This window comes from Peribacillus sp. NPDC058002, assembly GCF_042886655.1.
Taxonomy (GTDB): Bacteria; Bacillota; Bacilli; order Bacillales; family DSM-1321; genus Peribacillus; species Peribacillus aracenensis.
The window spans coordinates 1-7,152 of record NZ_JBHVQU010000185.1 but is presented as its reverse complement, the minus strand read 5'-3'; the positions used below and the strand labels follow the sequence as shown (position 1 = coordinate 7,152).

At 41.7% G+C, this 7,152-nt stretch carries 10 protein-coding genes; all 10 read right to left on the bottom strand.

Translation table 11 applies throughout. From position 1 onward, the window contains the following. Positions 1-470, bottom strand: a 470-nt coding sequence (locus ACFVSH_RS20910; RefSeq protein ID WP_387707630.1) for a SpoIIIAH-like family protein, incomplete at its 3' end; no start/stop codon positions are given. A gap of 14 nt (positions 471-484) precedes the next feature. Then, a complete protein-coding gene (spoIIIAG, locus tag ACFVSH_RS20905) occupies positions 485-1,156 on the bottom strand; it encodes a stage III sporulation protein AG (protein ID WP_063233088.1) in 672 nt (223 codons plus the stop codon). A gap of 7 nt (positions 1,157-1,163) precedes the next feature. Then, positions 1,164-1,772, bottom strand: coding sequence for a stage III sporulation protein AF (gene spoIIIAF, locus ACFVSH_RS20900; protein WP_387597883.1), 609 nt, complete (start codon positions 1,770-1,772; stop codon positions 1,164-1,166). A gap of 16 nt (positions 1,773-1,788) precedes the next feature. After that, positions 1,789-2,997, bottom strand: coding sequence for a stage III sporulation protein AE (spoIIIAE, locus tag ACFVSH_RS20895; protein WP_192205462.1), 1,209 nt, complete (start codon positions 2,995-2,997; stop codon positions 1,789-1,791). A 33-nt stretch (positions 2,998-3,030) separates the two neighbouring features. Then, positions 3,031-3,420 carry a stage III sporulation protein AD gene (spoIIIAD, locus tag ACFVSH_RS20890; RefSeq protein ID WP_228467710.1) on the bottom strand — a complete coding sequence of 130 codons (390 nt, stop codon included), beginning with the start codon at positions 3,418-3,420 and terminating at the stop codon, positions 3,031-3,033. A 14-nt stretch (positions 3,421-3,434) separates the two neighbouring features. Next, positions 3,435-3,638 carry a stage III sporulation protein AC gene (spoIIIAC, locus tag ACFVSH_RS20885; protein ID WP_034308319.1) on the bottom strand — a complete coding sequence of 68 codons (204 nt, stop codon included), beginning with the start codon at positions 3,636-3,638 and terminating at the stop codon, positions 3,435-3,437. 21 nt (positions 3,639-3,659) lie between these two features. Beyond that, the gene (spoIIIAB, locus tag ACFVSH_RS20880) at positions 3,660-4,175 is read right to left on the bottom strand and encodes a stage III sporulation protein SpoIIIAB (RefSeq protein WP_387707628.1); all 516 of its coding nucleotides are present in this window, start codon (positions 4,173-4,175) and stop codon (positions 3,660-3,662) included. Beyond that, positions 4,168-5,100 carry a stage III sporulation protein AA gene (gene spoIIIAA, locus ACFVSH_RS20875; protein ID WP_387597888.1) on the bottom strand — a complete coding sequence of 311 codons (933 nt, stop codon included), beginning with the start codon at positions 5,098-5,100 and terminating at the stop codon, positions 4,168-4,170. Before spoIIIAA ends, spoIIIAB begins: the two co-directional genes overlap by 8 nt. Before the next feature lie 780 nt (positions 5,101-5,880). Next, positions 5,881-6,438, bottom strand: coding sequence for an elongation factor P (gene efp / locus ACFVSH_RS20870; protein WP_192205468.1), 558 nt, complete (start codon positions 6,436-6,438; stop codon positions 5,881-5,883). A 26-nt stretch (positions 6,439-6,464) separates the two neighbouring features. Next, positions 6,465-7,152, bottom strand: a 688-nt coding sequence (locus tag ACFVSH_RS20865; protein ID WP_387707626.1) for a M24 family metallopeptidase, incomplete at its 5' end; no start/stop codon positions are given.

The window sequence follows — 7,152 nt, the reverse complement described above, 5'->3', positions numbered from 1 at the left end:
ACCTTTACATCCGTACCGTCCACCCGGACCAGTGCGGCATTGTAATCCATGGCAACTATTAAGTTTTCGATGATATTTTCTTTTACTTTCGTTTCACTTAATTGTTCGATTTTTGCATAAGCCTCGTCTCTTTCTTCAGCTGATAGTTCTGTGTTGCCCATCTTTGCAGTCAATTCTTCATTCAGCTTCGCCCGTTCATCTTCGATCTGCATCCTTAACGATTCGAACTCATCTCCAGATGCAATGGTTACAGAGGAACCTTCTGTATTTTTGTTCGTTTCTTTTTCACTTTTATTTTCCCCTTTTGTATCCGCTTTGTTCTCAGTTTTAGTTTCTGCTTTATTTTCTTGTTGCTCTGTTGCCGTCATATCGGCGGCATTTTCTTCAGGAGCGGTTAGATAATAGACTGAAAGCACAACGACCAAACTTAGCATAGTCAATAACCAAACGGTTTGTTTTTTTAATAACATATAGATTTTCCCCCTTATTTTTTAGGCATGACAGAAACCCTGTGACTCGGTACATCAAGTGAGCGTGTGACAGCCTCGATGATCCACTTCTTTATTTGAATGTTTTCGGCCCCTTTAGCGACAACCAGGACTCCTCGTACACTAGGTTTTTTCGTTTCCGAAATGATCGGTCCTTCTTTTTCACCGCTCTTGACCAAAACTAGCTGTTCATCAACAGATGTGTCTTCGACCGTCCTTTTTCCGCCTTCCTGGTCGGTTTCTTCAGTGACTTGTTTTTGGGTGACTTTGTTTCTTTCATATACTTTTTTCTCGGATGCATCGACGTAGATCACGACTTTTACATCCTGGACGCCTGCGATGGATTCAAGCGCTTCCTTCATTTCATTTTGAAGATATATTTCATAGTCTTTTGTTGTCTTGAATTCTGATTTCTTCTGGCCGAATGTTTCAACATCCCCCTCATCATCCTGCTGTTTATCATTATTGAATACAGTCTTCACTTCAGGTGTTTGTCCAGTCTGGTTGGTGGTTAACAAATTCCCGGCCATCATGATTCCCGCTCCCAAAAGGACAACTATTAGAGCATAGACATACAGGGAAGGTTTTTTTTCCTTAGGCTCTTTTTGGTCAGGGTCTTTATTTAATAGTTTTTGCAGCCAGGATAATGGACCTTTGTCTTTGTTCAATACTCAGTCACTTCCTTTCCCCGGCGATTTCAATGATTTCTTCATCAACAGACCAACTTGTTGCCAGAAACCTTTTGACAGCATCCAGATTGGCATCATTCGAAGTGGATGGGCCATCTGCATTGATATCAACCTTCGCTACTGCCTCTATCTCCGAGTTTTCTTTCCCTTCTGCCTTTTCCAATGAGATGGTTATGTTCTGCAGATCATCAACACCCGGTTCTTCCTCATTCTTGACCCCTACATCAATTGAACTAATCTTCATGTTATAATCCACCATCAGCTCCTCTTCCACTTCTGCCTGTAAGTCAACAGCCATTTGTTTTAAAATATATGCACCCTGGGTAGCTTGTATTTCTTTTTTCTTCATTTCTGTCAAATTTCCTAAATCTTTTTTTTCCTGATCCTCAAATTCACTAGTAGCGGCAGTGAGAATATCGTCGAAATCCATATTGAATAATCCCAATATAGGAGTGATGATGATTGCAATCAGTAAAAGTCCGATGACCATTTTTGCATACTTCTGTAAAGCTGAATTGGGAAGAAGCATATCAATCACAGTAGCCAGCAATACAAAAATGATGATGTTGGATACCCAGCCAGCTAAAAAACTCACCAAGCCCTCCTCCTTTCTAACGAACCATCAGGGTAATGTTTCCAGAGGCGATAATGACCGTGACACTTAAAAAAAACATGAGTGAGACAATGGCCAATGCAGCGAAAATATAAATCATGCTTTTACTTATAATGTCAAGGCATTTTATTACAGGACCTCCGCCCAGCGGCTGTAAAAGACTCGCTGCCAATTTATATACAAAAGAAATCATCAAGATTTTTATGGCGGGAAATGTGGTAATGAGCAAGAGAATGATGACGCCTGACAAGCCAACAGTATTTTTCAAAAGAACGGAGGCACTGATGACCGTATCCGTTGCATCGGTAAACATGCGCCCTATTACCGGTATAAAGTTACCTGTCACGAATTTGGCTGTCCTGATGGTCACTCCGTCTGCTACAGCTGACGATGCTCCCTGAACGGAGATCACACCAAGGAATATGGTCATGAATGCTCCGAGGATACCGATGGCAAAATTACGGAGAAGTTGTGCCATCTGAGTCACTTTGTAATGTTCGGTCAGCGTGCTGACTATGCTTAAAATCGCTGCAAAGAATAATAACGGAAGGACGACAAACTGGATCAAGATGCCGCTTGTATTCATCAAAAACATCAATACCGGATGAAAGAATGCTGCCGAAACAAGTCCGCCTGAAGCAGCTATCAATGCCAAGAGTAAGGGGATGAGCGCCATTAAAAAGGAAATCATCAAATCTATCGTATCTTTTGTATATTCCATCGCCACATGAAAACTGTTAAGTGCCAAAATGATCAGCACCATATAAACGATTGCATAAGCGACCTTACTTACGGAGCTTTGCTCGAACGCATTCTGCAAAGACTGGAGGAACATGCTGAAAACGGTTAATAAAATGAGTGATCCCAGCAGCTTTCCATTCACGAGCAGTTCATGAAAGATGAATTTTGTCATTCCCTTTATCCATTGGTCGAAGGAAAATTTCTTATCGCCGCTGACAAAATCCATAAAGCTCCCTTTCTGGCTTTCCGGTAAGAATCCTCCATATTCCGTAACGATGTCATCCCAATATTGTTTGAGCTCATCGACACCCAGCCTTTCTATTTGGGCTTGTACCAGTTCGGACTGCATGATCGGCTCTTGATCGATTTCGCCATTTTCTGGATTTTCGGCAGCTTGTCCAATAGATGCATGCAAAAAAAAGAGTAAAACGAATAGAATGGATAAGTAAGGCATCCGCTGCTTCATACATTCACCTCATTGACTAGTAGGAATAATCCGTTAACTTGGGAGCATCTGTAAAATCGTTTCGATAATGACCGTCAAAATCGGAATCGCCATGGCAAGAATCAAGATTTTTCCGCTCAATTCTATTTTGGAAGCTAGCGAGCCTTGCCCCGCATCTTTTGTAATTTGAGAAGCGAATTCTGCAATATAGGCAATTCCGATTATTTTTAAGATGGTCTCTAGATACACGGTATTTACATTCGCATTAACTGCAATTTTTTCTAACATTAAAATGATTTCGTATATTTTGTCAGCTAAAAAAAGAAAGATGGAGCACCCTGCAAAAACGACTAGCAGGAATGCGAAATTTGGTTTTTGCTCTTTGACGATCAGTGCCAAAAAGGTGGCAACTAGGGCAATGGCCACGATTTTTATGATTTCAATCGCGAATCCCTCCCTTACTGAAATAGAAATACAGATTTAATTTTTTGAAATAAATCCTCTACAACAGAAGCAACCATGAATAAAATATAGATAAATCCGAAAAGTGTCACCCACTGGGCATATTCCTTCTTCCCAACCTGATCGAGTATCGTGTGAAGAAATGCCACAACTAGCCCCACACCCGCTATTTTAAATATGATGTCCACATCAATGCCCATTTCCATTCCCCCCACATATTCCTACATCAGCAAGATGATCAATAATAGCCCTGTTAAAAAACCAAGACTTTTCATCATTTTTTCATATTTCCCCTGGCGGTCGAGTGCATCGCTCTCTTCCCGTTCCAAGTGTGCCATCGTTAGCATGATTTGCTTTTGCTGATGATATTTATCGCTTTTTCCAAGCGTCTCCCCAAACTGTGAAAGAATCTCGAATTCTCCCTGTTGTAAAGCAAGGGATTGCCATATTTTCTTTAAACTATCATCCCATGCTTCTTTGACGGTGGTCTCACCTGACTCGAGTCGATTTGCAAATGTATCGAAAAAGATGGATAAAGGTTTGGCCATCTGTTTAGAAAGTTTCCTTGCCGCTTCTTTCAAGGGTGTATGACCATACATGATTTCAGCTTCAAGCGATTGCATGGCGACTTTCAGTTGTCTTAGTTGACGAGGCCTCATACTTAATTTTTTCGAAGCTTCGAAACCTGCCCATGTAGTTGCAATAATAATTATCGCTGCTCCTATTATCTTAAACATGCGGGTTCACACCTTCTCCCAAGAAAATGGGAACCCCCGCTGCATCAAGGACTTTGTAGCTCCGCTTACCGGATTTACTTCTCTGTAATTCTATAAAACGTTCAAAGATGTTTTGCTTTAATATTTCAGCGATAAAAGGTCGCTTCTTAACCTCATCCAGTGTATGGCCATGTGTGGTTATCATGAGTTTAATGCCTGCATTCACCGCTTCCAGCACAGCCTGTGTATCTGCTGCACGACCTATTTCATCCACGATCAATACATCCGGGGACATTGAACGGATCATCATCATCATCCCTTCCGCTTTAGGACATCCATCGAGCACATCAACCCTTGTTCCAAATTTGAGCTGCGGCACTCCATGAACACATCCGGCAATTTCCGAGCGCTCGTCCACAATCCCCACCTTTTGAGAGGCGATGCCGCGTTTTTCATTACCACTGGATATCATTCTTGCAATATCACGTAATATGGTCGTTTTTCCCGTTTGCGGAGCACCGATCAACATAGTATGCTGCCATTCTTCGTCATACAAATATGAAGTGAGTGGTTCAGCTGCACCTATTTTTTCACGCGCAACCCGAATATTGAATGAGGATATATCCCTGATCGCTTTGACCGACCCATTTTCAAGGATCACCTTTCCAGCAAGCCCCACCCGATGTCCGCCCGCTATGGTTATATAACCTCGCTTTAATTCTTCCTCAAGTGTATATAACGAAAATTGACCTATTTGATTCAATAATTGATCTGCATCCAGATGGGTCACTTCATAGGAAAAGAAGTATGGTTTCCCTCCCACGATGACCTCAAGCGGCCTTCCAACCCGAATTCGCAGCTCTTCCATCCTATCGATCATCATCGGTGTCATACCCCGGAGTTGCTCGTTTAATTTTTTCGGTAAAAAAGAAAGAATCGTTTCCATTTTGACAATCCTCCTGTATACACCACTTTCAATAAAATATATGCCGACAAGCCCATTATGATGACAGGCTATTAAAGAAACAGACCGATTATTGATTTTTTAATCTTCCGAGATCAAAAAAAAAAACAAAAAAAAAGACCGAGAAATAATCTCGGTCTACAGTCTGTAGACAAATTCGAAGAAAACGAGTTTGCCTAAGTTTTTTATGGCTGTACAATTTGGACGTTGATTTCCACTCCAGGCACTCGTTTTCCGCGGGCGGTCCGGGAGCCTCCTCGGCGCCTTTGCGCCTGTGGGGGTCTCCCTTGGACACACTTTTCCCGCAGGAGTCTCGTACCTTCCGTTCTCAATCAACTTTGGTTTAACATTAAGATAGACCCCTTCCTACAGTCTTTTTAAAATAGGCGGATGAAAAAACTTGAGGTGATAAGGATTCTTTTTTAAACATGATTCTATTCAGCGAGATCAGCTTGAAATGATTACTTTAAACCAAATAAATGGTGCCAGCTTGTAAAATGGAGATTAAAGAGGGCTATCATGTGTACAAATCATCCTAATCCATTTGTGCGACTCGTTCATTTTTATCACAGTGTACAGAAAGTAAGGACCATCAGAAAGTGGTGACACTCCATATTTGGCAAGAATAAATGGAAGAAGCAGATCATCTGCGTCATCATGGAGTCCAATCCAATAAAAAATCAAAAAGGTTTCGGAATAAGAACATTCCGAAACCTTTTTCTACAAACGGAGGCCGAGAAATTAATCTCGGCCTCCTTTCATTTATGCACGTGATACGTAAGATCCTTCATTAGTGTTGATCAATAATTTGTCACCTTGGTTGATGAAGAATGGAACTTGAACCGAAAGGCCCGTCTCAAGTACGGCTGATTTCGTGCCGCCTGAAGATGTATCTCCTTTAATTCCCGGCTCAGTCTCCGCCACTTCAAGTTCCACTGTGTTTGGAAGCTCGACCCCAAGTGTTTCCGATTGGAAAGTCATGATATGTACTTCCATATTTTCCTTAAGGAATTTAAGTTCACGTTCAATGCTTGAAGCAGGCAGTTCGATTTGGTCATACGTTTCGTTATCCATGAATACATGGCTATCTCCACTTGCATAAAGGTACTGCATCTTGCGGTTTTCAATATGTGCTTTAGCGACTTTTTCACCAGCACGGAATGTTTTCTCCTGGATTGAACCCGTACGAAGGTTACGAAGTTTAGAACGTACAAAAGCTGCACCTTTCCCAGGTTTAACATGTTGGAACTCGATAACCTGCCAAATTCCATTATCTACTTCAATTGTAACACCCGTGCGAAAATCGTTTACAGAAATCATAAATTTGTCCTCCTACATGTACATGTTTACAGAATGATTAACTCTTTGGTTGAATGAGTAAGTGCTTCGTTACCTTCAATTGTAACGATTGTATCATCTTCAATCCGCACTCCGCCTACACCCGGTAAGTAAATGCCCGGTTCAACGGTTACAGCCATACCTGGTTCTAAAATGATATCAGACCTTAAGGATAATGCTGGACCTTCATGAACTTCAAGACCGATTCCATGTCCGGTCGAATGACCAAAATACTGCCCATATCCCTTTTCTTCAATTAGATTACGAGTTAGTGCATCCGCTTCCCTGCCAGTCATACCAGGTTTGATCCCAGCCATTCCCCGCAGTTGAGCTTCCAAAACAATGTCATAAATATTAATAAGTTCTTCACTTGGCTTGCCAACTGCTAATGTCCGAGTGATGTCAGACACATATCCGTTATAGTATGCCCCGTAATCCAATGTGACAAAATCGCCCTTTTCGATGATTTTATCCGTAGCCACTCCATGCGGAAGTGCGGACCTTATGCCGGATGCTACAATGATATCGAAGGAAGAAGAGGTTGCCCCTTGTTTCCTCATAAAGAATTCAAGCTCATTGGATACATCCAGTTCCGAGATCCCTGGACGCAGGAAATCCAGGATATGTGTAAACGCAGCATCAGCAATAGCAGCCGCTTCCTTTAATATCTTAATCTCTGATGAAGTCTTTATCCTG

What these genes read in the sequence shown, in the direction of transcription:
- spoIIIAC (WP_034308319.1), bottom strand. Translation starts at nt 3,638, where the DNA reads ATGGGCATTGATGTGGACATCATATTTAAAATAGCGGGTGTGGGGCTA.
- spoIIIAB (WP_387707628.1), bottom strand. Translation starts at nt 4,175, where the DNA reads ATGTTTAAGATAATAGGAGCAGCGATAATTATTATTGCAACTACATGG.
- efp (WP_192205468.1), bottom strand. Translation starts at nt 6,438, where the DNA reads ATGATTTCTGTAAACGATTTTCGCACGGGTGTTACAATTGAAGTAGAT.
- spoIIIAE (WP_192205462.1), bottom strand. Translation starts at nt 2,997, where the DNA reads ATGAAGCAGCGGATGCCTTACTTATCCATTCTATTCGTTTTACTCTTT.
- spoIIIAA (WP_387597888.1), bottom strand. Translation starts at nt 5,100, where the DNA reads ATGGAAACGATTCTTTCTTTTTTACCGAAAAAATTAAACGAGCAACTC.